Origin of the sequence: Vulcanococcus sp. (assembly GCF_044369115.1) — a bacterium.
Classification (GTDB): domain Bacteria; phylum Cyanobacteriota; class Cyanobacteriia; order PCC-6307; family Cyanobiaceae; genus Vulcanococcus.
Map to the genome: position 1 here is coordinate 1 of NZ_JBIPMN010000010.1, position 23,488 is coordinate 23,488.

The 23,488-nt window shown below is 62.1% G+C and carries 20 protein-coding genes; 8 read left to right on the plus strand and 12 right to left on the minus strand.

The features are described 5' to 3' along the window. Together ACIQ2E_RS01390 and ACIQ2E_RS01395 are read right to left on the minus strand one after the other, a co-directional pair. Window positions 1-327: hypothetical protein (locus ACIQ2E_RS01390; RefSeq protein ID WP_398325076.1), on the minus strand; the 327-nt coding region annotated here is incomplete at its 3' end. Between the two features lie 76 nt (window positions 328-403). Continuing rightward, complete coding sequence (locus tag ACIQ2E_RS01395; protein ID WP_398325079.1) at window positions 404-1,669, minus strand: hypothetical protein; 1,266 nt, start codon at window positions 1,667-1,669, stop codon at window positions 404-406. A gap of 206 nt (window positions 1,670-1,875) precedes the next feature. On the opposite strand from ACIQ2E_RS01395, the gene ACIQ2E_RS01400 reads away from it, so the two are divergent. Further along, entirely contained in the window at window positions 1,876-3,180 is a 1,305-nt protein-coding gene (locus ACIQ2E_RS01400) for a hypothetical protein (RefSeq protein ID WP_398325082.1), read from the plus strand. Here ACIQ2E_RS01400 and ACIQ2E_RS01405 read toward each other — a convergent pair. Next, window positions 3,167-4,405, minus strand: a complete 1,239-nt coding sequence (locus tag ACIQ2E_RS01405; RefSeq protein ID WP_398325085.1) for a glycosyltransferase — start codon at window positions 4,403-4,405, stop codon at window positions 3,167-3,169. The genes ACIQ2E_RS01400 and ACIQ2E_RS01405 overlap by 14 nt on opposite strands. Window positions 4,406-4,910: 505 nt before the next feature. On the opposite strand from ACIQ2E_RS01405, the gene ACIQ2E_RS01410 reads away from it, so the two are divergent. Further along, window positions 4,911-5,660, plus strand: coding sequence for a hypothetical protein (locus ACIQ2E_RS01410; RefSeq protein WP_398325088.1), 750 nt, complete (start codon window positions 4,911-4,913; stop codon window positions 5,658-5,660). Between the two features lie 25 nt (window positions 5,661-5,685). On the opposite strand, the gene ACIQ2E_RS01415 is transcribed toward ACIQ2E_RS01410, so the two are convergent. From ACIQ2E_RS01415 to ACIQ2E_RS01435, 5 genes are all read right to left on the minus strand, one after another. Next, window positions 5,686-5,949 (minus strand): hypothetical protein, encoded by a 264-nt coding sequence (locus tag ACIQ2E_RS01415; RefSeq protein ID WP_398325091.1) that lies wholly within the window; start codon window positions 5,947-5,949, stop codon window positions 5,686-5,688. Window positions 5,950-5,965: 16 nt separating this feature from the next. Further along, entirely contained in the window at window positions 5,966-7,471 is a 1,506-nt protein-coding gene (locus ACIQ2E_RS01420) for an HlyD family efflux transporter periplasmic adaptor subunit (protein WP_398325094.1), read from the minus strand. Next, the gene (locus ACIQ2E_RS01425; RefSeq protein WP_398325097.1) at window positions 7,471-10,341 is read right to left on the minus strand and encodes a peptidase domain-containing ABC transporter; all 2,871 of its coding nucleotides are present in this window, start codon (window positions 10,339-10,341) and stop codon (window positions 7,471-7,473) included. Before ACIQ2E_RS01425 ends, ACIQ2E_RS01420 begins: the two co-directional genes overlap by 1 nt. 134 nt (window positions 10,342-10,475) lie before the next feature. Next, window positions 10,476-11,303, minus strand: coding sequence for a peptidylprolyl isomerase (locus ACIQ2E_RS01430; RefSeq protein WP_398325100.1), 828 nt, complete (start codon window positions 11,301-11,303; stop codon window positions 10,476-10,478). Beyond that, window positions 11,300-14,200 carry a glycosyltransferase gene (locus tag ACIQ2E_RS01435; RefSeq protein WP_398325103.1) on the minus strand — a complete coding sequence of 967 codons (2,901 nt, stop codon included), beginning with the start codon at window positions 14,198-14,200 and terminating at the stop codon, window positions 11,300-11,302. The genes ACIQ2E_RS01430 and ACIQ2E_RS01435 overlap by 4 nt, the downstream gene beginning before the upstream one ends. Before the next feature lie 131 nt (window positions 14,201-14,331). Here ACIQ2E_RS01435 and ACIQ2E_RS01440 point away from each other — a divergent pair, with 131 nt between their 5' ends. Both ACIQ2E_RS01440 and ACIQ2E_RS01445 read left to right on the plus strand, forming a co-directional pair. Continuing rightward, window positions 14,332-16,536, plus strand: coding sequence for a hypothetical protein (locus ACIQ2E_RS01440; RefSeq protein ID WP_398325106.1), 2,205 nt, complete (start codon window positions 14,332-14,334; stop codon window positions 16,534-16,536). 47 nt (window positions 16,537-16,583) lie between these two features. Next, window positions 16,584-17,159: a hypothetical protein gene (locus tag ACIQ2E_RS01445; protein ID WP_398325109.1), complete on the plus strand. Its 576-nt coding sequence runs from the start codon at window positions 16,584-16,586 to the stop codon at window positions 17,157-17,159. Here ACIQ2E_RS01445 and ACIQ2E_RS01450 read toward each other — a convergent pair. Continuing rightward, window positions 17,156-18,001 (minus strand): hypothetical protein, encoded by an 846-nt coding sequence (locus tag ACIQ2E_RS01450; protein WP_398325111.1) that lies wholly within the window; start codon window positions 17,999-18,001, stop codon window positions 17,156-17,158. The genes ACIQ2E_RS01445 and ACIQ2E_RS01450 overlap by 4 nt on opposite strands. Before the next feature lie 14 nt (window positions 18,002-18,015). Beyond that, window positions 18,016-18,888: a DUF2887 domain-containing protein gene (locus ACIQ2E_RS01455; protein ID WP_398325114.1), complete on the minus strand. Its 873-nt coding sequence runs from the start codon at window positions 18,886-18,888 to the stop codon at window positions 18,016-18,018. A gap of 510 nt (window positions 18,889-19,398) precedes the next feature. Between ACIQ2E_RS01455 and ACIQ2E_RS01460 the strand changes: the two genes are divergently transcribed. Then, window positions 19,399-19,623: a hypothetical protein gene (locus tag ACIQ2E_RS01460; RefSeq protein ID WP_398325117.1), complete on the plus strand. Its 225-nt coding sequence runs from the start codon at window positions 19,399-19,401 to the stop codon at window positions 19,621-19,623. Window positions 19,624-19,850: 227 nt separating this feature from the next. Here ACIQ2E_RS01460 and ACIQ2E_RS01465 read toward each other — a convergent pair whose 3' ends face one another. Then, on the minus strand, window positions 19,851-20,102 hold the full coding sequence (locus ACIQ2E_RS01465) for a hypothetical protein (RefSeq protein WP_398325120.1): 252 nt from the start codon (window positions 20,100-20,102) through the stop codon (window positions 19,851-19,853). Window positions 20,103-20,355: 253 nt separating this feature from the next. On the opposite strand from ACIQ2E_RS01465, the gene ACIQ2E_RS01470 reads away from it, so the two are divergent. Then, window positions 20,356-21,111 carry a hypothetical protein gene (locus ACIQ2E_RS01470; protein ID WP_398325123.1) on the plus strand — a complete coding sequence of 252 codons (756 nt, stop codon included), beginning with the start codon at window positions 20,356-20,358 and terminating at the stop codon, window positions 21,109-21,111. Window positions 21,112-21,200: 89 nt separating this feature from the next. Here ACIQ2E_RS01470 and ACIQ2E_RS01475 read toward each other — a convergent pair whose 3' ends face one another. After that, window positions 21,201-22,100, minus strand: a complete 900-nt coding sequence (locus ACIQ2E_RS01475) for an Rpn family recombination-promoting nuclease/putative transposase (RefSeq protein ID WP_398325126.1) — start codon at window positions 22,098-22,100, stop codon at window positions 21,201-21,203. A 160-nt stretch (window positions 22,101-22,260) separates the two neighbouring features. On the opposite strand from ACIQ2E_RS01475, the gene ACIQ2E_RS01480 reads away from it, so the two are divergent. Together ACIQ2E_RS01480 and ACIQ2E_RS01485 are read left to right on the plus strand one after the other, a co-directional pair. Next, window positions 22,261-22,674: a hypothetical protein gene (locus ACIQ2E_RS01480; protein WP_398325129.1), complete on the plus strand. Its 414-nt coding sequence runs from the start codon at window positions 22,261-22,263 to the stop codon at window positions 22,672-22,674. Window positions 22,675-22,805: 131 nt separating this feature from the next. Beyond that, window positions 22,806-23,237 carry a magnesium chelatase domain-containing protein gene (locus ACIQ2E_RS01485; protein ID WP_398325132.1) on the plus strand — a complete coding sequence of 144 codons (432 nt, stop codon included), beginning with the start codon at window positions 22,806-22,808 and terminating at the stop codon, window positions 23,235-23,237. Window positions 23,238-23,488 lie beyond the last annotated feature (251 nt).

A 23,488-nucleotide genomic window follows, 5' to 3' on the forward strand; every position in this document is an offset into this window, starting at 1 on the left:
TACAGAAAAGATCGGCGATTCTTCAGAAAGTGCTATGTCCCAGGAAGGTGTGTATTCCGATAGATTTAGGTCAAAAAAACCGGATTGGCCAGGGGGAAAGTCAATTCCTTCGATATCCAGGCCAATCGAAGAAAAGTCAGAAGAGACATCAAGCTCAAGACCATATTCACCCAAGCGCTCTGAAAGAAAGCCAGTATCGGCAAACGCTCTCAGCAACAAGTCTCTTACGTTGAGCGTTCGAAACTTGGCTGTTTTTTGGTAAGATTCAGATCCATTATCGTCTGACTCCCAAAGCCGTCCTGCGTCGATAGAGACGATCAATGACATTGGATCAAGGATGGAAGGGAGTCAGATTTGGTGGCACTAGAAATATATTATTGACTATTAAATCAGAAGCCAGGAATCACATCGGGAAATATCCGTTCTTTGAAATAACTTGGTTGGACAACAGGAACTGGCCAAGCTTGGAGTCGTAGTCCATATTGCTGAAATCAGCATAGCCGTACTCCTCGTAGTCGCCGCTCATATCGCCAATAATCAGAATATCTTCTTCGCCGAAGTTGCTAATGGTAATGCCATCGTAAGAACCAAAGGAATCTGTCAGCTCGACTATATCCATTACGTCGTCGTAACCGAGGTCAAAGGATGAGTTGACTCCAGCGCCGTACAGACCAATGAAATCACCGCCGTTGCCAAGGTAGAAATCTGATTCAGCAACGTAACCAGACAGATACAGATGGTCACCACCTGTCTGGCTTGAGTGGATATCACTGGCAGTGATATCAGCGTCTAGGCCAAGAACCAACGTATCTGAACCGGCCCCGTAGCCAAGCCGGATGTCAGCGTTCTCGGTGGACCTGCCAAGAGCAATAAAGTCGGAACCCTCTCCGGTGTCTAAATCGAAATTGTTGCTGTCGCTTTGGTAGCCAAAGAGAATCGTGTCATCCCCTGCTCCGGCATGGACTAGATATTCGCCTTGGTCACCACCTTCTAAGCCGCCCGTGAAGGAGATGAAGTCGTCACCCCCGCGGGTGTTAATTGTATTCTCGAAACCATAACCAGCAGCCGTGAGCGAACCTAAGAACAGCAAGGTGTCGCTGCCGGCGTCATGAATGTCGTCCTCACCAACATTGACAGAAAGACCTTCTGAATCCTTCGCTACGAGGACTGAATTATCACCCCCACCAAGATTCAGCTCTGTATAGGAAGCGGATCCACCGATTCTAACTGTGTCGTCACCAAGACCTGCTGAAACTGTTGACCTCAGCAGATCTTTAGCCGCAAAGAGTTTATTATCACCTTGACCGAGCGCGATTTGCGCTTGCTCAGCGTCAGCCATGAGATTGACGCGCGCATTGGCGCCTCCAGCAGGTGCGCTGGGAAGAGTAGGATTGGGGTAACTTGTTTGGTTGGGATAGCTAGTAGTTGGCGAAAGATCACCGTCAAGAATTGAGAGCCCGAAGCTCTCATCTGCAATGTTTAAGGTGGAAATATCGCCAGATCGATTACCAAAGGCAACTGTTACCTCGCCAGGATCAATAACACCACCACGGAATTCGGCGCGGACCGTGGCAGTTTTGGTTTGGTCACGGTTTGTGCTGGTCGTGACCAGGGCATCCAACAGCTCGTAGCTGGCCTGACCGAGGGAGAGGGTAGAGCTGGAGGGCATTGCGGCTTTATGGTTAGCGGGAGCAGGAGACAAGCACAAACGTACTTGTCCTTGTCTCGCTGGTTGTCATCAAATCCTACCACCTACGGCTGAGGGGTAGCGCAATCACCCGACAAATTCCGGTCGTTTATGCGGAATTGGCAACTTCTGCATCAGCATTGATAAGCCTGCGCACAAACCGGTCGGGCCTGCCGTTGCGGAATGGAATGGAGCCAAACCTCGATAACCCCTTGCGGGAGCTACTGTTGTTGGCGCGAGCGGCCGAGCAGGATGGCCACTGGAGCACGGCAGCAGACTGCTATCGGCAAGCCCTGTTGCTCAGGCCAACGGACCATCGGTTGAGTACGAACCTCGGCAATGTGCTCTGGCTTGCCGACCAACCCGAGGCGGCTCGGAAAGCCTTCGCAGAAGCAGCGGCCTTGGCCCCTGCAGAAGCCCTGCCCTTGCGGGGCCTGGGCAATGCGCTAAGGGATCTGAACGCCTTTGAACAAGCCGATGCCGCCTATGGCCTGGCGCGCGAACTGAACAACGACCCCGTCAGCGCTTGGAACCACAGTCAGTTGCTGATCGGTTTGGAGCGCTACGCCGAGGCCTATGAAGCTGCGGAGCGACGCCTGGAACTGGCCGAGCTGCTGCCGTTTCGATCGGGCCCCTACGCCACACCCACGAGTCATCCCAGCCTGCGCCGTGAAGCCAGTGATGAACCGCTGCATCTCTGGAGCGAGCAGGGCCTTGGCGACACCTTGCAATACGTGCGCTGGCTCACCGTGCTGAGCCAACAAGCCAATGCCATCAGCCTGGAAGTGGAGCACCAGCTGGTGCCGCTACTGCAGGAAGGCCTGAACTGGCTGCCTTATCCGCCGCAAGTGCTGGCCAAACCACGGAACGGCAGCACCGCACCCGCCATCAGCGCCGCTCAGGCACCGTTGATGAGCCTGCCCCACCACCTGGGCGGAGCTCCTCTGGGCGAGCAGAGGGCCTACCTCCGCAGCCAACGTTGGTGCCCAAGAACGGGTGCAGGCCAGACGCGCCGCATCGGCGTGCTTTGGGCCGCCGGCCGCAAGCTCGATGATCCCTTCGCGGCCCGGGAATACCACAAGCGCAGTTTGCCAGCAGAGGTGCTGGGAGCCCTACTGGAAGGGCTCCATCTGAACGGCGTTGAGTTGGTGAACTTGCAGGTCGGCCCCGACCGCTCAGCAGCCGGAGCGCTGGCCCGGTGCTTCACAGACGAACTGGAACCCACTGCCGATTTCGCAGCGACAGCGGTTTTGGTGTGCACACTCGATCTGGTGATCAGCGTGGACACTGCCATGGCCCATCTCTGCGGCGCCCTGGGCCAGCGGGCCTGGGTGTTGCTACCGGCCAGCGCCGACCCGCGTTGGCTGCGGCAGCGCAGCGATTCCCCCTGGTATCCCTCACTTCAACTGTGGCGACAACCCGCCGGTGGCGACTGGTTGGCAGTGATTGATGCCGTCGTGGCGGCGGTGGCCAGGGCAACTACGCGAGCCTGAGGCTGCCGGCGAGCTGTTCATACCCATGAACGCAGCCCTCGAGGCTGTAGCGCTGCTCCACCGTGGCGCGTGCCGCAAGACCCAGAGGAGCGTGGCCAGCGGGGTCGGCCAACACCTGCAAAAGCGTGGCCGCGAGCTGATCGTGGGCTGAGAAGGGCACGATCAGGCCGTTATGGCCGTGCTGAATCACTTCATCCACCGGGCCATTGGCTGAACCAACCACAACCGCTCCGCACGCCATCGCCTCCAGAACGCTCCAGCTGAGGGCATAGGGATAACTGAAATAAACATGGGCGGCACTGATCTGCAGCAAGGCCATCAACTCGCTGTAGGCCAGCCGGCCGAGACGATGGATGCGCGAGAGATCGAGCCGGTGCCCCAGCAGCGCCAGCATTTCGCCCCAGTAGCCATCGGGATGGGTAGAGGGCCGGCCGTAGCTGGCACCGGCGGGATCGCCCACGATCAGCACCTGAGCCGTGCGGTGGCGCTCCTGAAGCTCCGGGAGCGCTCGCATGAAGCTGCGGAAGCCACGCAGAGGCTCAAGGCTGCGGCTTGCGTAGGTGATCACCGGATCGCCCCGGCGCAGGATCAAACCTGACTTCAGTTGTACGTGGCGCTTGGGATTGGCGCGCACGTGCTCAACATCGACCCCCTCATGAATCACCTGGAAACGACCGCGCAGGTGAGGGGGAAATGTGTCGCGCTGAAACAGCGTGGGGGCGATGGCGGCGTCGCTGTCTGCAATGGCGGCCAGGGCCATGAAGTTCTGGCGGCGCAGGGCCATGCGCATGCCCTCGCTGAGCGCGCTGAGGTCAGGGTCGAAGCCATAGCCCATCAGGCGGGCGCTGGCGTAAAGCTCCGGGTAGGCGATCAGGGCGGCATCGGGCCAGATGTCACGCAGATAAAGGCCCTCACCCCAACCACTGTGAAACACCACGGCATCGGGGCGCAGGCCCTCGTCGCGCAGCTGCCGGGCCAACTCGGCCACCTTCGCAGCACGGCGCAGGTTCTGCTCAAGATCAGGATCCACCAATCGGTTGATCGCAGCAGCGCCCGTGGAACCGCGACCCGTGCTGTGCACGTACTGGAGATAACGCAGACCTGGCGGCGGTTGCGCCAGCGGGCGCGAACCGATCGCAACCACTCCATGGCCCCGAGCCAAGAGAGCAGGCATCAAGCCTCGGAACTGCCCCGGGGCGTTCTGGTGGATGAACAACCACTGCATGGCTCAACCACAGATGGCTCCAGGCTAGGCCTGGGGAGCAGGTTCCAGAGGCTGGTTAGATTCAAGGAACGACAGATGTGGTGAAGCTGTGGGGCTCTGGAGCCAACTGTTTGGAAACAGCAAGCTGAGCTGGGAACAAGACGGTGATCGCTCGTTAGTGGACGAGCCCAAGACGCGGCGCAAGGGGCGCAAAGACGATCCCGCTCAACGGATCGATCTCACACCCTGGTCGGCTACACGACTGGCCGGAATCTTCAAGGATCTTCAGAGCCAACCCAACGGCAAACTGATCGGTGAGGCCCGGCGAGCCCGGCAGTGCCTGAGCCGATTCTGGTTGCAGGCACCGGTTGATCAGCTCGAAGGGCTCTACCGATCGCCGGTGGGGCAGTGCTACCGGATGCTGCTGAAAACATCGCTCGCGGCGATGCCGCTGCTCACGGAGGAACAGCAGTGGCGTGATGGCCTTGCCCAGAAGCTCAGCCGCAGTATGAGTCGGCCCGAACGGGTGAACCTGCTCCTGGCAGCCATGCCCTATTTCGAGCGGGGCAAGATGCGTCTGATGAACGCCACCGACGTGGTACCCCAGTGGCTGATCGCCGACTACAGCGCACTGTTTGACCCCGGGCTGGCCAGGCTGCTCACCCGCCCTGCCGGTTTGCTTGGCCCAGCCGGCACTGCGGCAGCCGGGAGGAGCATGCCACCCCAGAATCTCCAAGCTCGAGGCCCGATCAACGCTGGCGGCGCCGAAAGACTACCGGCAAACAACTCCGAACCGATCATGCCGTTGCCTGTGATGGCCAAGAGGCGCGGCAACGAGGCGCTGGCTTTGGTTCAAAACCAGGATTATCTCGGTCGCATGAACGGCCTGATCAATCTCTACACAATTGACCCAAGCGATACAGAAGTGAAACGGGAGCTGATCATTCTGAGGCGCCAGATGGGACAAATCTGGCTGGATCTGAACCCAGCTCAAGTGCAAGCTTTATATCAGAGTTCTTTTGGACAGCTTTACCGCAACTTTCTAGGCTGCGGGTTTTCGCGAGAAGGTCTGCTCGCTGAAGATCAGACGTTGCGCAGTCAACTGGCTCGCTATGTGAGCAACATGGCACAGTCCAAGGCAATCAACGCTCTGCTGGCTGCTCTACCCTTTTTTACACCCGGACGTATCCAATTCGGTGGAGGCGAGCAGTTTATCCCGCCCTGGCTTCTCGCTGACATCAACGTCTTGAACGGGAAACGGGTGACCAGCGGCTGATCACAACCCAGGGCGCCTGCCAAGGCTAGTGGTTGAACTCCTTCCAGACCAACCACCAGGCCAGATAGGCCAGGGACGGCAGACACAGGAGAGGCAACACCGAGAGGATCGAAGCAAACAGCATCCCGAAGGCCATCAGGGCCAGGCACCACAGCAGATAAGCAGCGATGCAGAGTCCTACGACCACGCGTCGTTGGCTCAACGCGGTAAGCCACCGCTGCAGTCGGCGCTGACGCTCGCGCCGGCGGCGTTGCTCAGGTGGCAGATAGTCGGCCCAGTCATGGGTCATGGCAGGGGCAAACCGGTCAACGCATCCGCTCCAAGCTGCGCAATTTATCTTCGAAAAAGCCTGTGAGAACGCTGATCATTCGTCGCTGGCGCAAGTGAATGTCGGCCGTGAGCCCCATGCCAGGCTGAAGTGGGATCTGTTTGCGACCAGCCTGGAGGGTCTGCCGGCTGAGGCTCAACACTGCTGGAAAGAATAGGCCTGTGGCTTGAGTGCCAAGTGTTTTCTGCTGCTCCTCAGGGGTGAGTGCATCGGAACCAATACGCTGCACGGTGGCTTCCAAGCGGCCATAGTCGGTGGCGGGAAAGGTGTCGAGAGACAGGTTGGCCCGCTGGCCGGCATGAATGAAACCAATGGCGGAACTGGGCACGTAGACCCGGGCCCGCAAAGCATCATTCGGAACAACTTTCAACAGCGGCTGCCCCACCTGAGCAACGGTGCCGGCACGGGCCTCCAAATCGAAAACCGTGCCGCTGGAAGGAGCCCGCAACTGGCTGTATTGAAGTTGCAGGCGAGCTTCGCGCAGCTGCCGATCGAGATCGGCGATCTGACGCAAGTTAGCTTCAATCCGGCCGCGGAATTCTGCGTTGGGCCCGGTGGTACTGGCACTGAAGGCAGCTTTCAAACGAGCCTGTTCTCGCTCCTCCTCAGAGATCTTGGAGAGAAGTTCATCAACGCGAGCCTTGGTTTCAAGGCGTTGCACCTCACTCACAGCACCGGTGCGGGCCAACTGGTCATAGCGTGCAGCGATATTGCTCGTGGTGGCGAGGGACTGCCGCAAACCGGCCAATCGCACTTGGCTACGGCGAAGCTCCTGCAGGGCAGATTCGCGGCGGCTGAGCAGTTCTGACGCCTGATTGCGCAGCTGCAACTGCTGATTGGAGGTGAGACCAGCAATGGCCTGGCGATCCCCCAAAGCCACTGCATAAATACGATTTTCATCAACCAGCTTGTTGCGAACAGTTTCTGCAGCTTGCAGTTTGCTGGCGGCATCACGCAGATCGAGCCGTAGCAAAACCTGTCCCTGCTTAACCGTCTGACCCTCCTCAACAAGCACGGCATCCACTACACCGGGCACAGGGATTTCCACCGACTTCACCTTGGAATCGGGCTCCAGCTTTCCTTTGACAGCAACAGTTTGGTTCAGCGGTGCCAAGACAAGCCAAATCAGGCCAGCACCTGTGAAGCCAACAGCGGTATAAAGCAGAACCCTGGAACTACGGGCAGTGGGACGCAGTACCACTGCCTCACGAAAACTCCAAGCTTGGGTGAGTGGAGCTGGAGCAGCTCCCGACTCATCGGGAGCTTGAACAGGGTCGGCCGAGCGCAGAAAAGGGTTCGGCGCTGACACGGATTGCGAACTCAGGCGCTGACGGGTACCCGTATCACCGACCAAATCAACCTGCACAGGAATCACATCGTCGCGACGGCGCCAATGTGAAAGAAGCTTCAACCAGCGGAGTAGGGCGGGAGGACGGAACGAGTAGGGATCGTCTTGTTGGTGGCCATTAGAGCGGCTGGGCATCAGGTGACACCCTCCTGGTTTTGGCTCTGATAGAGGGCGTAATACCAACCCTGCTGGCCAACGAGCTGCTTGTGGCTACCCACTTCCATCACAGCACCACGATCCATGAGCACAATGAAATCAGCGGGCTTGACAGTGGATAGTCGATGAGTGATAAAAAACACCGTGCGGCCGCGGAAGGCCTCAAAGAGATTGATGCACACCTGTCGCTCGGTGCGGGCGTCTAGGGCGCTGGTGGCTTCATCAAGAATGAGCATCCGCGGGTTTTGGAGCACAGCGCGCGCCAGCGCCAATCGCTGTCGCTGACCGCCTGATAAACCAGCACCGCGCTCGCCCACACTGGAGTTGTATCCCTTAGGCATCTCCATGATGAAATCGTGGGCGCAGGCGATACGTGCGGCACGGATCATTTCATCGGAGGTCGCATCCGGCTTCACCATCAACAAATTATCACGGACCGTGCCATCAAAGAGTAGTGAATCTTGAGGCACAACACCAATCTGGCGCCGAAGAGAATAGAGCTCAAGCTTGTTGATATCCAGCCCATCAATTAAAACCTTACCTTCAAGAGGCCGGTAGAAACGAGGGAGCAACTTGAGCAAGGTGGATTTACCGCTGCCAGAGCCACCCACCAAACCCACAAACGAACCCACAGGCACTTCTAGATTCACGTTTTGCAGCACCATCGGGCCATCGCCGGAGAAGCGGAAACTCACATCCACAAACTGAACTCTTCCCTGAAGGGGAGGCATGGGGATATTCAGAGCTTCATCAACGGATTGCTCTGGCGTGCGATCCACAACATCCGCCACCATGCTCATCTGCTGGCGACTCATTTGGAATTGCTGCCACGTTCCCGCAAGCTTCACCAAGGGGCCAGTAATGTAGCCATCCAAGATCCTAAAAGCAATGATATCACCAATCGTGATTCTCTGTTCCATTACTAGCCAGATCCCCACAGCAATGACCAATATACCATTGAGCTGCTGTATAAATTGACCAAGATTAGCAATCGTCTCCCGACTAATTCGAAGCTTAAAATCCTCTCCAAGGTAGCGGGCGTATCGGTTTTGAAATTCCCAACGTGTTTTGAGCTCCGCATTCTGAGATTTAATCGTTTGGATGCCAGTGATTGATTCAGTCAAAAACGAATGGGTGCGCATGGATTCAGCCATCGACCGCTTAATCTGTGCGTAAACGATGGGATTACTAGCAATCGTGAGCGCCACCATGAGCGGGACTGTGCTCACCACGACCAGAGTCAGCAGAGGGCTGATCGTCAGCAAGATCGCGAAATAGATAAAACTGAAGGCTGTATCGATTAACAGCGGCAGGCTCTGACCGACCAAAAACTCGCGCAAACGATCTAACTGTGTGAAATAGAAAGTGACTTGTCCAACCGGACGACTGTCAAAGAAGCCCTGGGGCAAGCGGACCAATTGATCCAGAATAATGGATTTAGACTCTTGGTCTATGCGATTTGCAGTTTCGGTGAAGATATACGTGCGCACTGTTTTGATCAGGCCAACAGCAAGAGCAGCCAGCAACATCACGGCAGCGATACTAACGAGCGAACCGATGTTGGCCTGGGTAGCCGTATCCAGTAACAATCTGAATCCCAAGGGGGTGGCCAACATCAGAACATTGATGGCCGCTGAAGCCACCAGCACCTCGATCAGGGCACGTTGATGCTTCTTCAGGAATGGCGCATACCAACTCCAATTAAATGTCTGCTCCTTGGCATCGCTCTTACGCTCAAACAGCAGCAGCTCCACCAAGCCGCCCTCAAGGGTGGCCAGATCGGCACTGGGCACGCGCAGGGGGCCAAGCTCAGCCTCAAGGAGCCGCGCCTGGCCATCAATATCCACACCATCGAGCACACCGATGTGGCCGTTCTGCATCAGCAGCGCTGGCGTGGGCACACGATGCAGACGATCAGCCGGCACCCGGCTCAGCATCACCTGCAGACCAAGGGAATCTAAAATCTGCCCGAGATTTATCAGACTGAGCTGGGGCTGACGCTGCAGCAACGATTCCACCTGATCCCGCAGGGCATCGCGGTTGATCGGCACGCCGAAGTAGTCGGCTAGGCAGTGGCAGACCGCAATCGGGATGTCACGGGGACCACTGGCCCGGCTGAGGACCAGTGATCCGCCTCGACCTTCAGCCCGTGGTGGAGGTGGCTCGGGCGAGAGGCTGTATTCGCCTGGAAAACGACCGTCTAGCGGGGGTTCCAGATTGCCACCCAGATCGAGAGGCGAATCAGGAATTGCAGCGCGGGGTTCAGCCGGCGCCGCCCAAAATGAATCGGCAGCAGCTGGGTCCGGCAAGCCCACCAGGCGTAACCAGGGGGCATCAGCAGCGAGCGGCTCCAGTGGACGCTCGATCCAGGGCTGGGCGAGCCGCTCTCCGCTGCTGGCATACCAACGAAAGCCCGGAGGGAGTGCCAACTCTGGATCGGGCCCCGGAGTGACGCTGATCGCGCGGGCTGCTGGCAGCACCGCCGGCCACTGCTCAAGCAACGGCAGCCACTGAGGCTCGTGCGACACCAGGGCGGTGAGCAGCGTGTGAAGCTCCTCGGCCGGCAGCTGCTGTTCAAACCACTCCACCAGGCTTGGGTGCCCAGCCAGCAGATCGCGGAACGCGGCGGCTGGCAGCAACAGGCCTTCCACATCACGGCTGGCCCTCAGATGCTCGCAGGGCTCACGGCGCAACAGACCGACCCAACCCACCACTGAAGGGGGTTCGAGACGAGCGATGGTGCGCAATCCCTGGCCGCTGGGATGGGGACCAAGGCTGCGCAGATGACCGCGCAACACCAGAAGAACCCCCTCCGGTAGCGCATCAGGGCGGAGCAGGGTCTGCCCCATCCGATAACGCCGCGGCTCCAGCAGCGGCTCGAGCGCAGCAGCAGCCTCAGCGCTGAGGCGATCAAAGGGTTCAAAGGCTCGCAGTTGCTCCCCCGGCGCTCGAGCCGAACCGGCCATGGGAGGAGGGATGGCAGTCATGAGTCCGGCTCCAGCTCAGGTGGCAGATAAGGCAGCGGCGGCAGCGGCTCTCCATCCATCAGCAACTGCACTCGCTCACGAAACCACACTTGAAACAACTCCTCCACCATGCGCGCACGCATCTGGCGGTTCAGCTGCGCTGGCAACAAGCGTTCAAACCGCATCACAACCCACAACTCCGCCACCTGAAAGGGAGGCCAGAGCTGGCCAGGCCGACTGACGCGCAGACGAGACACCAGCTCTGGATGACCAGCGGCGAGGGGGACTGGCCCGATCAGGCCGCGAGTGTTCTTTTCCTGACCGTCACTATAGCTCTCGGCAAGGGTAGGAAAGTCGTCTTCTCCGGCCTGAATGCGATGGAAGAGCTCATCGGCCAACTCTCTATCCTTGAGCCGCAACAGGGAATACACCACGGTATCGAGTTCGAGTTTGCGCTCGAGAAAGCGGATTTCCGCCTCTTCGCGATAGCGGCGCAGCTGCCAACGTTCAACCCGTGCCTTTTTCGTGGCGAAATAGAGAAGATCGTTGTAGCTGAGTCTTTTTTGCTTCAACCAGGCCTGCAATGCCTCGTCGCTGCTCACACCCTTTGCTTCCACAAACTGGCGCACCAATTGCTTTTCCTCTTCGGGCGGAAGCTCAATCACCTGAACAATCTCATCGAGCACCCAGGCCTGGGCCACCGCCAGCGCCAACCCCTGTTGACGGATCAAGCGGTTGGTTTCGGCAACGGTGAGCCAGGGGCGCTCCGGAGCCACCTCCACCACCGGTAGATCGGGCACCCCAGAAAGACGCTCCGGCGGCTGCAGGCGAGGGCTGATGCTCATTGCGGCACCTCCAGACCCAGCCGTTCAAACGCCGAACGCATCAGGGAGAGCCCCTGCTCACGCCCGTAATGACAGCGAGCAAAACCATGGGCAGCCGTGCTCATCGCCTGCCAGCTGGCGTCATGGCGACAGAGATGGGTAATGCCCTCCAACCACTGATCCGGGGTGCGCGCCAGCCACACCTCCTGGCCATGGCGCAATCCAGTGGCCTCCGCCGCCATCGGACTGAGCACCTGGGGGATGCCATGGGCAGCAGCCGCTGCCACCTTTCCCTTGAGACCAGCGCCGGAACGCAGAGGAGCGATGAACAGGCGATGGCAGTTGTAAACGCTGCTGGCCTCCGCCACCCAACCGTGCAGCAGCACTCCGGGCTGCTCGCGCCAGGCCTCCGCCAGCTCGCGATTAAGCCCACTGCCATAGAGATGCAATCGGAGCTGGGGCAGCTGCTTGCGGAGCTCAGGCCAGATCTCCTCAAGAAAGGCCGCCACCGCATCGCGGTTCGGGGGGTGGTTGTAGCTACCCAGAAACGCCAATCCCTCACGCCCCTCTAGGGGAGCCGGCTGTTCAGGCCCCTCCACCACCCACGGGCAGGCAGCGGTGGAGGCACCGGCAAGCGTTTCTGCTTCGATCACACCGCGCTCCACCTCGCTGTAGCTGAGGGTGAGATCCACCTGGCGGATCACCTCCAACTCTTCGCGCTTCACAGCCTCCACCGCCTCGAGGGCTCGCAGGGCGGCATCGCCGTCAAGCCCCTCAGCGCGGGCGGCGCGGAGTTGGCGGAGATAGTGAAGATCGGCGTTGCAGAACAACACCCTGGCTTCGGGGCAGTGTTCACGCACCAGGGGCAAGGCCGCCTGAGCAACGGTGTAGCGGGTGATGTAGACGGCGTCGAACTCACCACCGCGCTCGAGCAGGGCCTGGCGCAACGAGAGCACAAAAGGCGCATGCAGCACCTCGATGCCACGGCGCTGGAGGTCTTCGGTGTAATTGGCCAGCCAGGCCAGGTTGGCGGGCAGGAGCGTGACTTTGTAACCCAAGGCCTGCACCAGCTCCATCTCCACCAGGGCGGCATGGCTGCCGGCATCTCGGTCGGGGCGGGGGGTGTCGTGATCGATGAACAGCACCCGGCCGCGGATGCCGCGGTCTTTGATGCGCTCGGCCTCGTCGTAGGTGGGCTCGCTGGGGCCACTGAAGGCGTGGGCCCACTTGCGCTGGAACAGCGGGCCGTTGATCTCCTGATATTTCTTCAGCCCTTCGGCAGCCTCAGTATCGCTGCCATTGCTGAGACCCTCATGGTGGATCACCCGCGCCTGGGGGGCGTAGCGCACCGTCTGGCCCGCTTCGCGCACTTTGAAGGCGAGGTCGGTGTCTTCGTAGTAGGCGGGGGAGAATTCAGGGCTGAAACCGCCCACCTGGCGCCAGAGATCGGTGCGGATCATCAGGGCGGCGCCGCTCACGTAATCCACCTGGCGGGCGTAGGCAAAGCCAGGCTCAAACGGATTGCGCGTGCGGCCGTAGTTCCAGGGGCTGCCATCCCCCCAGACGATGCAACCGGCTTCCTGCAGGCGGCCATCGGGCAACACCAGCTGTGCACCCACCAGGCCGGTGTCAGCCCAATGCTCGAAAGGAAAGAGCAACTCTTCCAGCCAGCGGGCGCAGGGTTCGGTGTCGTTGTTGAGCAGCACGAGAAAGGGAGCGCGCGCTGCAGCGGCACCACTGCAGCAGGCCTGGTTGAAGCCGCGAGCAAAGTCGTGGCGCACCACGCGCACACCCGGAGCCTCGCTCGCCAGGGCCTCGCTGGTGCCATCGGTGGAGCCATCGTCGACGACGATCACCTCAAAGGGCACCTGGGTGGGAGCAAAGGCGAGGGCCGCCAGGCAGCGGCGGGTTACGGCGTATTGGCCGTGAACCGGGATCACCACACTCACCTTGGGCTCCGTGGCGATGGGCAACTGCAGCGCACAGCGGGGCACCGCCGATCCATCAGGGCCGGGTTCGTGGCCGGGGGGCAGGGCCAGACCGGCGGAATCCTGATCCAGGCGCACGGGATGGCTCAGCAAACGCTGGAGCAGCGGCAGATCCGGCGGCAGGGGTGCGCTGTGGGCATCGGCCCAGTGCAGCCAGGTGTTGAGGCTGCGCTGGTGCTCGAGGGCCAGAGGGGAGAGATGGTCGGGGAAGGGAGGCCGCGCATGGGCCAACAGAGCCGGCCATGGGGTGAGCTGAGGTGCAGCCAGATCAAGGCGTTCATCCAGCTGCTGCCACTCGCCAGAGGGCGTTTGCTGCTGGAGGCTGAAGTGATGCACCGCTCCGTCGCAGAGCCCGGGCGGTAGGCGGAGATTGAGCGGCCATTCGTGGGGCGGCAGGGGCTCGGGCGGGTCGATCGTGAGGGGATCACCGGCATCCACGATCAGCCGGTAAGGGCCCCGACCGATGGCCCAACCGGCCAGATAAGCCCCCCGCACGGGTCCGAGGCAGGCATCCCGGCCGAGACCGGTGCGACAGAGCTGGCGCAGCAGCTGGTAGAGCTGGGCATCGAGGCGCAGCGGGCTGCCTGGGAGCTCGAAGCAGAGCTCGGCATCAAAAAACGCGCGCACCACCATGCCACTGCTGCGGGCAGGCAGATCGCGGCCGGAGTGGCCGAGAAAGACAAAACCGCAGTCGGCCTCCACACCCTGGGCGCGCAGGTCGGGGCGGGGGCGATTGGCCACAACTTCGGCCAACTTCCAGCGGCTCTCGGGATTGAGCAGGTCTTCGAGGGTGAGCTGAAGGGTGAGCGGATCGCTGGGGCCATCCAGCCGCATGGCCCAACCGATGAGACCGGTGCGGGCATCGAGGGCTTCGAGCCGGCCTCCATAGCGAACTTGGTTGAGACCCATCCGGGCCGAAACCGATTGCATGGGAACGGACGTGCCCCGAATAGGCGATCTGAACTTTCTCGACGATAATGAGCCCTGCGGCCCATCAGCACCTGACCGCTCCAACACCCCAGGCAAGCAAACCCCAAGCTGCAGCAGGCTTGTGGCTCACAGTGGAGCAGTTGCTGGCCCTGCCCCTGGAGGCAGAAGCCAAGGCGGAGCTCTGGCACCTGGCGTTGCAGCAGCAGCCCGATGCCGCTGCGGAGCAACAACTGCCCTTGGTGGTGGCACTCGCCCGGCATTACGGACAGGCCAGCGCCGCCGCCGGGGCGGAGGGGCAATGGCTCCTGATGCAGGAGCAGCTCGAGAAGGCGGTTGCCAGCTATCGGCGTTTGAGCCAACTGACACCCGGTCGCACCCAGGCCGCGCGGCAGGAGCTGGGCAATCTGATCGGCAAGTTGATCGCCGATCTCCATGCCAGCGTGCACGCCGAGCAGCCGGCTCCGGCCGCCGAGCGCGGCGCTGAGTGCTGGCATGGTTTCCGCCTGGGGCAGACCTACCGGCAACTTCAACTGGATCTACCCGACTGGCTGTGGCATCTCGAAGAGCAGCTGGTGCGGGAGGGGGCGATCGGGCTACGGCAGCTGAGCCAGAGCGAGAGCCTCGATGGCGCCCAGCGCCAGCGCTGGCGCCGGCAGGCGCTGGAGCTGCTGCTGCATCTGGGACGACTGCATCAGCCCTGCCCGGATTGGATCCTCCAGGCGGCCCGCGAGCTGTTGGCCGCCGAGAGCGACGAGCTGCTGAGCGCAGAGGCCACCATCAACAGCGCAGAGCTGCAAACGTTGCTGGGCTGGCTGGCTCGTCTGCCCCTGCCGGCTGAGGAGCTGGCCGGGGTGCAAGCGGCGGCGCAGCGCTGCAGCTGGAGCCTGCAGCTGATGCAGCAGAGCAGCCAAGCGGCGGTGCCGGCCCCATCGCCCACAGCACCAGCCAGGGCCGCCACCACAGCCACAGCCACAGCCACAGCCGCACCTTCGCCACCGGCGGCGGCCGCCCAGCTGCGCGACCCAGGCCAACTGCACCAAGCGATTGGCCTGGGGGTGGAGAACTGGCTGGCGGATCACCCCAGCGGACTGGGGAACCAGCAGCTCGAACCCGTGTTGCGCCCCGGCGCAGCTCCCGTGATCAGCAGCGGCGAGAAGCTGCAGCTCAACCTGGCGCCGCTGCTGGCCTTCCCACAGGTGGAGCTGTTGGATCAGCTGCTCCCAGCCTTCTTCGCTCCACTCCAGCAGGCCGGTCGCGGAGGCGACCTGGAGCTGGCCGAGCCCCACAGCGCCCTCTGGGCTGAGCTGGCAGCGCTGTGGCAGGGGGGCAGTGAACTCAACCGCGAGCAGTGGCGCGGGTTGGTGTATGCCACGGCGCTCTGGAACCGCTGCGGCGGGAGCGGAGGCCTGGGGGCCCAACCTCTGGGCTGGACGCTGCCAGTGGCGCAGCTGCAGGCGGGGCAAAGCCTGCTGCGACCTGGGAATGTGGAGCTGGCGGCGCTGCAAACGGTGCTGCTGCAGCGAAACGAGCTGGAGGATCTGCTGGCGGAGATCCGCCGGCGCCACCACGACCGCAACTGGATGGAACAGCAGCGCGAGAACTGGTGGTTTGACCCAAGCGACGGCAGCGAAAACCTACGGCGCCTCCATACCAACGCCGGCTTCTATGCCAGCAGCCACGCGCCGCTGGAGAGCCTGCAGCGCTGGAGCCAGGCCAGCCTGCGGGGGCTGCTGGGCAGCTCGGTGTTGTTTGGGAATGCCTCGATCACCACGATGTTCTGGCCCGTGGCGCAACAGCTCCTGCGCCAAAGCCAGCAGATGCCGCAGTTGGTGCAATGGCCCGGTGAGCAGGCTTTCTACAACTTTATTGCCGGACAGGAGGTGTTGTTTGTGACACCGCTGGCCAGCGATGTGGAAGCCCACCACCGCACCGGCCTGGCGTTCGATCTGTTCACCGACCTCACGATCGAGCCCTATGGGCTGCGCTGCATCGAAGCGCCAGTGTCGGTGTATCCCAACCGGCCGGATCGCGGCTTTGAAGACAGCCTCGATCGCACCCTGGAGCAGATCGATCGGGCTTACAAGCAAAAGCCCTTTGCCGTGTTCACCGCCGCCTGTGGCGCCTATGGCTTGCCGCTCTGTGAGGCCGTGAAGCAGCGCTATGGGGTGAGCTGTGTGTATGTGGGCAACCTGATGCACGCCTATTTCGGGGTGCTGCAGCGCACCACGCAGGAGTGGCGCGCCGACAGCCGCATCAATGAACACTGGATCAGAAGCCAGGCGCTGGAGGGGGTGCCGGGGATCGACCGGATCGAAGGCGGGCGCTACCTGGGCTAACGCCAGCGCAGCCCGCGATGATGGGGGAATCAGGTAGACCCAAAGGCATGAGCCGCGAGGCATTCGAGAAGGGCGACTGGCCAGCGGTGATCGCAGCGCACCCCCTGGAAAGCCACGACCCGCAGGAGTGGCTGCGATACGGCATAGCCCTACTGCAAACGATCCAGCCAGGGCCGGATGTGGGCAAACAGCAACAGCAGGCGGCCCTGGCGTTGCTGCAGGCGCAGAAGGAGGGGGCAACGCCGGCAGCAGTGGCGGTGGCTCAGAAGCAGGCGGCGCTGTTGAGCATGGCAGAAGCATTTCGTCTGGCTGGCGTGGAATCCGCGGTAATCGAGGAGGCCTGCGCCAGCTTGGCTCAATCAGGCTCCCTGCTTGAGCCTCAGCAACCAGTCAGCAACACCCAGGAACAGAGACGCCTGATGATGCTGATTGCGGGCTTCTTCAATCTTGATTTGCCGCTCGCACTGGATTACCAAGCACAGGTAGATGCCGCGCGAGGGCAATTGCAAGCGGCACAAATTGGGCCTGAAGAAGTCGAGCGATGCTTGCTGCTTGCCGCGAAGAGTCAGCCCAACCTAAACAACGCGGAAGTGAACCATCTGATTGCGCTTCTGCGGGCTTAGCGCGTGCGACGTGTAGCAGCCGAGGGCGGCACTGTTTTCTTGGCCAATTCGATCAGCCTTTGAACGCGCAGAGGGTCGAGATTACGAGTGGGCTTGCTGTATTGAATATAATACAACATTTCCCTCTTTAGATTTTCTAATTCATCAACGGCCTGCTCCGCTCGCTCCTCCTTCAGGCTGAGATCCTCTAGGTAGCGAGCCTGACCGGAAAGCATTTGCTGCGCTGTTTGCAAAAGGCTGGAATGATCCGTTGATTGCTGAAGTGCGTCATTGCGTTCCGCTTCAGCCTGGGTGGCAAAGAAGGCATCACTGCTGCTGGGCACGATCCGAGCTGTGGGCGGCAGCTCCGCCGTGAGCTGGAGCTCGGGGCGCGGGTCCACACCGATGGCAGGGCCGCTGGCGCAGGCGAGGCTGACGCCCTGATCCACGCCGATCTCCAGATAGAGAGACGGCTGCAGCCAGCGGTGTAGCCAGGCGAGGAGGGCGTGCTTGCTCACATCTCCCCAGAGGGCGTTTTCTTCCTTACTGCCGCCAAAGCCGGAGCGATTGGCGGCATAGGCAGCGCTGAGCCGGTGGTAGATCGCCTCTGGGGTGGCATCGGCCTGGAGAGAGGCGATGTCTTGCCAGCGTTGGATCACTTCGCGGTGGTCGCCCAGGGCGGCGCAACGCTCGGCTTCGGCGATCAGCAGCGGCAGATGGGGCTCGATGCCATCGGGGAGGCCGTAATCCAGGGCGGCTTGCAGGTGATCCATGGCCGGATCGGGCTGATCCGCCAACAGGAAGGCCCTGCCGAGGTGGATGGCGGCTTTGGCGTAGGCCGCAGTAGCCATGGCCTCGGGCATGCGATCTTCAGCGTTCAGCCGGTGTGCTCAGCCAACCAGGTCGTCAGATCAGCGGGGCCGCGGAATTGCAGGAGCGCCTCGCTGAGCGCCTCCAGCTGCTCCAGAGGCAAGGCCTGGATGCGGGAGGTGGTGGCCTCGCTCATGGGGCCGCAGACAAGGCTGAGTTGGCGCAGTGCGACTACAGCGGCCTCTGCCGAGCGGCCGCGGGCTTCGCCCTCCGCCATCCAATCCTGGGCGAGACGGGTGTGGCGCAGGTGATCGGTGGGGAGATTGATCAGGGCCATGATTTCCTCGCGAGTGAGAAGGGGAAACCGTTCCCCAAGGATAGAGAGAACGGCCTCGACAAGATCGGGCCGCGGTTTCAGGATCCGATCGGTGGCGCTGCGGATGTCGGGTTTGGGCAGCACTGGCAGCGTGAGCAGGCTGACCAACGGATCCAGCCCTGGCTGCCGGCCGAGCTCCTCCAGGCTGAGCCAGTGCACACCGGCGAGGAAAGCTTCCAGCTGATGCGGCAGTTGGCTCGGCCCAAGCCGGAGCTGCCAGTTCGGCACCACAACAACCACCTCCAGGTGCTGCACCTGGGGATGGAGCTGCACAAAGCGGAAGGCCTGAGCAGCGAGCCGGTGCTTGAACTCTTGCGTGCTCTGCATCTGCACCTCGAGCAGCACCACCGGTTGCTCCGATGTGCCGCTCTCAATGCCCCGCGGCCAGAGCAAGCCATCGAGGCGATGGTTCACCGCCTTGAGTTCTGGAGCCTCAAAGCGATACACCGAATCGCCAGGCGCATCAGCCCCCAGCCTGGGCGTCGCTGCAGCACCCGGCAACAGCAGCGTGATCAGATCCGGCGCGCTCTGAAACAGGCCGTAGAACCAGTGATCCGTTTTCACGGTTCAGTCGCCGGCAGCGGCGCCACTCACAGCAAACAGCCACAACGGCAACCCAGGAACAACCACTTAAGAGTGCGTCTGTACCAGTCGGCGCCACATCCGTGATTTCACGGGCGTCCATGCGTGCGACCAGTCACCTCCGGAGGACTCACCGCGCCAGCCATCACCCGCCCACGCCTGCGCCCCACCCCCATCCGCCATAGCCTCACCCCATGACACCCGGCCGCACCGAAACCCCCAACCGCAGCCGCTGGATCCGCGCCTACGCCCAGGGCTTGATGGAGCAACCCCTCCTGGGCATGCATTACGCCGCCAACCTCGAGCGGGCCCGCACCCGATACCGGCAAGAACGCCAGACGATCAACCAACAGGGTCCCGAACACACCTCAGTGGTGTTGGCTGCCGCTGAGCTGAGCCACAACGCCGCCGGTGAGGCTGCTGGGCAGCCATTTCCCCCAGTGGGGACGGGAGCTGTGGGAACCGATCCGCGGAGCCGTGCAGCAATAGGGATTGCCGGTGCACAGCTTCGTGGTGGAGCACGAACCCGCCTTCGTGAATCAGGCCTGGGAGCTGGTGCTGCAGCAGCCGGCCGGCCTGGTGCACCTGAGCAAGCCACGGCTGCCGGCGGTGGTGTTTGGCATGCTCTACAAGCTGCTGTTTGTGGGCGAGCGGGAGCCGATCACGCTCGAAGGCCTCAAGCGGCTGTGCCACGGGTGCCGGAACCGCGCGAGCTGATGGGGCCGCTGTGGACGCAGCTGGCGGTGGATCTGGCGCAGCGGTTTGACGGGATAGTCGGGTTGGCTCCTCTCTCAACCGCAAGTGGCGAAGCCTGGCGAGTCAGCCTGGGCCAGAGATGCCAGGTGCTCATGAGACCAGCAGGCACCTAACGACCTGCATCCCAGCTCAGGCCTGTGTGGTCGGCGGCGGCCGGAGCTCTTCCAGCAACACCGCCAGGGCCTCACTCAGTTGGAGCCGGTTGCGGGCGGTGTCTGCGAGGAGGAATCGGCATTGAGCAACAAGGCATCGAGCCTGGATTCGAGCTCGGCGAGCCGCTTGTCCTCTTGCTCGAGCAGTTTCAAGCGCTTCTCGCTCTCGAGCGATGCGATCCTCAGCCTCTCGGTTTCTTGCTCGATGTCGTACACGGGTCGCCAGTTCAACATCGCCAGCAAGCGCCGCCAGGGCGGCAAGGTGGAGACCCATTCCGACCTGGTCATGGGCCGGGAGGCTGGCGAGGTGGAAGAGGTTGTCATCGCCGTAGTTCGTAGTGAACGAAATCAGAAGCAGCAGGGCCCCAGCCAGCAGTGTTGACCAGCCTTGGCGATCAAGCAGCCGTGGCGGCGGCAGAACAGGCGCCGCTGAGCGACTTTGAACTTGGATCACCGTAGCGAGGGCGGACCGCCTTGGAATACCCAATAGTACGCCGGTACCACATCTGCACCCCACCCCAACCCGCCATAGCCTCACCCCATGACCCCCGGCAGCGCCGAAAGCCCCAACCGCAGCCACTGGATGCGCGCCGGCCGCGAGTGCATGGCGGCGCAAGACTGGGCCGGCGCCATCCGCGCCTACGGCCAGGGCCTGATGGAGCAACCCCTCCTGGGCATGCATTACGCCGCCAACCTTGAGCGCGCCCGCACGAAATACCGACAAGAGCGCCAACAAATCAACCAACAAGGCCCAGACCACACCACCGTGGTGGTGGCCGCCGCTGAGCTGAGCCACAACGCCGCCGGCCGCGCTTACACCCTGGCCCAGCTCTACAGGCACCTGGGTCATCCGGTAGCACTCCTGGGCAGCCATTTCCCCCAATGGGGGCGAGAGCTCTGGGAGCCGATCCGCGGGGCGGTGCGGCAGCAGGGGCTGCCGGTGCACAGCTTCATGGTGGAGCACGAACCGAGTTTTGTGATCCAGGCCTGGGAGCTGGTGTTGCAGCAGCCGGCGGATCTGGTGCACCTGAGCAAGCCACGGCTGCCGGCGGTGGTGTTTGGCCTGCTCTACAAGCTGCTGTGGGGATCGGCGGTGCTGGTGGATATCGACGATGAGGAGCTGCTGTTTGTGGGCGAGCGGGAGCCGATCACGCTCGATGGCCTGAAGCGGCTATACCACGGGCTGCCGGAACCCCGCGAGCTGATGGGGCCGCTGTGGACGCGGCTGGCGGTGGACCTAGCCCAACGGTTCGACGGGACATTCGGGGTGACTCCTCTCGCAGCCGCCAGGGGGTGAAACCTGCCGAGGGAGCCGGGGCCAGAGAGGCCAGGGACTCTCAATGCCAATCAGTGCCTCAAGAACTGCAGCCCGTGTGAGCCCGACGCTCAGCCGCCGTGCTGCACCAACCAGGCGGCCAAATCCGCAGGACCGCTGAAATCCAGTAGCGCCTCGGTGAGCCCCTCCAGCTGCTCCAGCGGTAGGGCCTGGATGCGGGCGGAGGTGCCTTCGCTCAGTGGGCCGCAGCGACGGTTGAGCTGGCGGAGGGCGACGGCAGCGGCCTCGGCGGTGCGGCCCCGGGCTTCTCCTTCCAGGCGGCCGCGAGCTTCGCCTTCCGCCATCCAGTCCTGGGCGAGACGGGTGTGGCGCAGGTGATCGGTGGGGAGATTGATCAAGGCCATGATTTCCTCGCGAGTGAGATGGGGAAACCGCTCCCCAAGGATAGAGAGAACGGCCTCAACCAGATCGGGCCGCGGTTTCAGAATCCGATCGGTGGCGCTGCGGATTTCGGGTTTGGGCAGCACCGGCAATGTGAGCAAGCTGAGCAGCGGATCGAGCCCAGGCTGTTGGCCGAGTTCCTCCAGGCTGAGCCAGTGCACGCCAGCAAGGAACGCCTCCAGCTGAAACGGCAGTTCGGCGGGGCCGAGACGGAGGCGCTCGTTTGACACCACCACGACCACGGCCAGATGGAGTACCTGGGGATGGAGCTGCAGAAAGCGGAAGCTCTGAGCAGCGAGCCGGTGCTTGAACTCGGCCGTGCCCTGCATCTGAACCTCGAGAAGCACCACCGGTTGCTCCGGTGTGCCGCTCTCGCTGCCCCGCGGCCAGAGCGCACCATCGAGGCGATGGTTCACCGCTTTGAGCTCCGGCGCCTCAAAGCGATACAGCGCATCGCCCGGTGCATCCGGCCCAAGGCTGGGCGTCACATGTCCACCACCCGGCAACAGCAAGGTGATCAGATCCGGCACGCTCTGGAACAGGCCGTAGAACCAATGGTCCGTTTTCACGGTCCAATCGCCTGCCACCGGCGCCAGATACAACCCACAGCCATAAAGCAATCCAAGCCATATCTCCTCATGGTACGCCTGTATTAGTTGGCGTCGCATCCGTGATTTCACGTGCTCCCTTGCATGTGGCCAACCGCCCAACCCGCCATAACCTCACCCCATGACTCCCGGCCGCGCCGAAACCCCCAACCGCAGCCGCTGGATGCGCGCCGGCCGCGAATGCACGCAGGCGGGCGACTGGGCCGGCGCCATCCGCGCCTACGCCCAGGGCCTGATGGAGCAACCCCTCCTGGGCATGCATTACGCCGCCAACCTGGAGCGCGCACGCACCAACTACCGGAAAGAGCGCCAGACGATCAACCAACAGGGCCCTGAGCACACCACGGTGGTGGTAGCCGCCGCTGAGCTGAGCCACAACGCCGCCGGCCGCGCCTACACCCTGGCCCAGCTCTACCGGCACCTGGACCACCCGGTGACGCTGCTGGGCAGACATTTCCCCCAGTGGGGCCGGGAGAGGAGCGGTGCGCCAGCAGGGGCTGCCGGTGCACGGCTTCGTGGTGGAGTACCAACCTAGCTTTGTGAACCACGCTTGGGGGCTCGTGTTGCAGCAGCCGGCGGTGGTGTTTGGCCTGCTCTACAAGCGGCTGTGCCACGGGCTGCCGGAGCCGCGCGAGCTGATGGGGCCGCTGTGGACGCGGCTGCCCCGTGCCGCCTGCCTTCCGCGAGAGCACCAAGGTGGGTGAGCAGAATGTCTACGCCCGGGCCAAGAACCTGCTGGGTGACCGCGATCCCCGCGGCCATGAGTTCTCCATCCAGCTGCGTGCCATGGACAACGACCGCAGCGGCGCCGGCCTGGGACTGCCGGTGATGGTCGCCCTGGTTGGCGGCCTTCTTGATCGCAACACCCGCGGCAGCACCATCGTCGTGGGCTCCCTCAATCTCGGTGGCTCGGTCGAAATGATCCCCAACGCCGTCGCCATCGCCGAGCTGGCCGTTGAGAAGCAGGCCAAGGTGCTGCTGATGCCCGTCTCAGCCCGCCGCGGGCTGAATGACCTCCCCGATGACCTCTGGACCAAGATCTCGATCGAGTTTTACAAGGACCCAGAAGATGCAGTATTTAAGGGACTGGAGGAATAGGCATGACTGCGGGTTTTCCCGTATAGTCTTTGCCCTCTATCCGCTAGTTGCACCCCCGACTTCTGTTCGCCTGTCGAATGCCGCCAGGCAAGAGGCAAATGCACGCTATTTCCGATGAGCACAGATTCATTCCGGGGTGACGATTGCCTTCTCACCTTGCAGAGGCATTCATTATTCTCCTGTTGCGCCGATCTGCCTCAGGCGAACCTCGAGAGCTGCCTCCTCGGAGCTTCTTAGCTCTTGAGGCGCGA

What these genes read in the sequence shown, in the direction of transcription:
- ACIQ2E_RS01395 (WP_398325079.1), bottom strand. Translation starts at nt 1,669, where the DNA reads ATGCCCTCCAGCTCTACCCTCTCCCTCGGTCAGGCCAGCTACGAGCTG.
- ACIQ2E_RS01415 (WP_398325091.1), bottom strand. Translation starts at nt 5,949, where the DNA reads ATGACCCATGACTGGGCCGACTATCTGCCACCTGAGCAACGCCGCCGG.
- ACIQ2E_RS01445 (WP_398325109.1), top strand. Translation starts at nt 16,584, where the DNA reads ATGAGCCGCGAGGCATTCGAGAAGGGCGACTGGCCAGCGGTGATCGCA.
- ACIQ2E_RS01435 (WP_398325103.1), bottom strand. Translation starts at nt 14,200, where the DNA reads ATGCAATCGGTTTCGGCCCGGATGGGTCTCAACCAAGTTCGCTATGGA.
- ACIQ2E_RS01420 (WP_398325094.1), bottom strand. Translation starts at nt 7,471, where the DNA reads ATGCCCAGCCGCTCTAATGGCCACCAACAAGACGATCCCTACTCGTTC.
- ACIQ2E_RS01430 (WP_398325100.1), bottom strand. Translation starts at nt 11,303, where the DNA reads ATGAGCATCAGCCCTCGCCTGCAGCCGCCGGAGCGTCTTTCTGGGGTG.
- ACIQ2E_RS01400 (WP_398325082.1), top strand. Translation starts at nt 1,876, where the DNA reads ATGGAGCCAAACCTCGATAACCCCTTGCGGGAGCTACTGTTGTTGGCG.
- ACIQ2E_RS01470 (WP_398325123.1), top strand. Translation starts at nt 20,356, where the DNA reads ATGACCCCCGGCAGCGCCGAAAGCCCCAACCGCAGCCACTGGATGCGC.
- ACIQ2E_RS01480 (WP_398325129.1), top strand. Translation starts at nt 22,261, where the DNA reads ATGACTCCCGGCCGCGCCGAAACCCCCAACCGCAGCCGCTGGATGCGC.
- ACIQ2E_RS01450 (WP_398325111.1), bottom strand. Translation starts at nt 18,001, where the DNA reads ATGCCCGAGGCCATGGCTACTGCGGCCTACGCCAAAGCCGCCATCCAC.
- ACIQ2E_RS01425 (WP_398325097.1), bottom strand. Translation starts at nt 10,341, where the DNA reads ATGGGGCAGACCCTGCTCCGCCCTGATGCGCTACCGGAGGGGGTTCTT.
- ACIQ2E_RS01405 (WP_398325085.1), bottom strand. Translation starts at nt 4,405, where the DNA reads ATGCAGTGGTTGTTCATCCACCAGAACGCCCCGGGGCAGTTCCGAGGC.
- ACIQ2E_RS01465 (WP_398325120.1), bottom strand. Translation starts at nt 20,102, where the DNA reads ATGACCAGGTCGGAATGGGTCTCCACCTTGCCGCCCTGGCGGCGCTTG.